General features: G+C 52.9%; 2 protein-coding genes. Both read right to left on the bottom strand.

All coding sequences use genetic code 11. The annotated features are described in order from the left end of the window. Nucleotides 1-563, bottom strand: a 563-nt coding sequence (locus ACP5J3_RS14760) for an ATPase domain-containing protein (protein ID WP_428496373.1), incomplete at its 3' end; no start/stop codon positions are given. Next, nucleotides 536-1081 (bottom strand): hypothetical protein, encoded by a 546-nt coding sequence (locus ACP5J3_RS14755; RefSeq protein WP_428496372.1) that lies wholly within the window; start codon nucleotides 1079-1081, stop codon nucleotides 536-538. The genes ACP5J3_RS14760 and ACP5J3_RS14755, both read right to left, overlap by 28 nt. Nucleotides 1082-1222: the final 141 nt, after the last annotated feature.

Below are 1222 nucleotides of genomic sequence, written 5' to 3'. Positions count from 1 at the left end.
GGCACCTGGAACACTTCGACGCGCTCCGCGGCCCTCTCCCACTCACCGCCGCAGAACCGCTTGAGGAGGCGCTCCATCATTGAGTGGTTGTAGGCGTTCTCTGTGTCGATATACGCTATGTATCGGTTCTCGCACGCGGCTCTCGCCGCCGCCTGCATCGCCAGTATCGACTTGCCCGTGCCGTACTCCCCGGCGAAGCCATAGATCGAGCCGAACTTGAGGCCGCCCCAGGGCGTCTTCTCGTCGAACTCGGCTACGCCGGTTTTCAAAACAGCCGCGGTTGCGCCTGGCTGGTACCGCCTCACGAAGTCAAAGCCTGCAATCTCCCGCGCCCTCCTCACTATGTTCTCCGCCGTCGTGATGGCGTCCACATCTAACAATTCCATCAGCTCCATCGGCGTCATCATCGCCACGTGTTGTAAAGACAATCCCTGTTGCTCGCAGAGCTCCTTCAACCGCCTTGCTGTTTCTGAGGAACGGGAGGCTATTTTGAAGACCCAATCACATTCGGGCACGTAGAAAAAGGGGGTGTTGGTTATCTGGAATTGCAGTAGAGAACCCACTGCGCGAAGTAAGGAAGGGAGCGGGAGTCGCATGGCACGGCCAGCCTGGCGTGGATATGTCTACACAACATGTCGGCAATTGCGGCTGGATCCTTGGGAGTCTCCAAATCCTTCAAGTCTTTAACCACCTGCTGGCTAAATGGCTTGAGTTCGCATCGATAACGTACGAGTTTTATCTGCCTCCAGGGCTCTTTCAGTTTGCCGATCTGATCCGGCCCCGCTCTGAGATACCACCCGAACTTTGGCTTCATCGGATCCATGTTGCGTAGATAGCAGAACAAAACCCACTTGTAGAAGGTCTTCGTGTTTTCAGTTTCTATACGTGTAAGGTTGACACACATCCATTCAATAAATTCCTTGTTGGATTTGAAATCAACAGACCAGCCGTGTACTGGTCTTACATAATATTTCAACTCCCCCAGACTTCTTAGCTTCCTATCGTCGATAAACATATCGTCACCGTCTGAACGATACGGCGGCACCCTCATTATGAACCTAATCTTCTGTGTTTGCTCCATAGCAATCCCTTCGTTGCGGTTAATTTGTAACAGCATGAGTAGCGGCGTCCACTTGGCTATATCTCCATCAGGTAAGAGGTGGTTGTGGGTGAGTTGGCCGAAAGTAAAAAAGGGGGGAGGGGAAAAAGACGGGTTTAGAGG

This window comes from Pyrobaculum sp. (assembly GCF_049971835.1).
Taxonomy (GTDB): Archaea; Thermoproteota; Thermoprotei; order Thermoproteales; family Thermoproteaceae; genus Pyrobaculum.
Note: the sequence above shows the minus strand (reverse complement) of the source record. Positions and strands in the feature narration are given on the sequence as shown.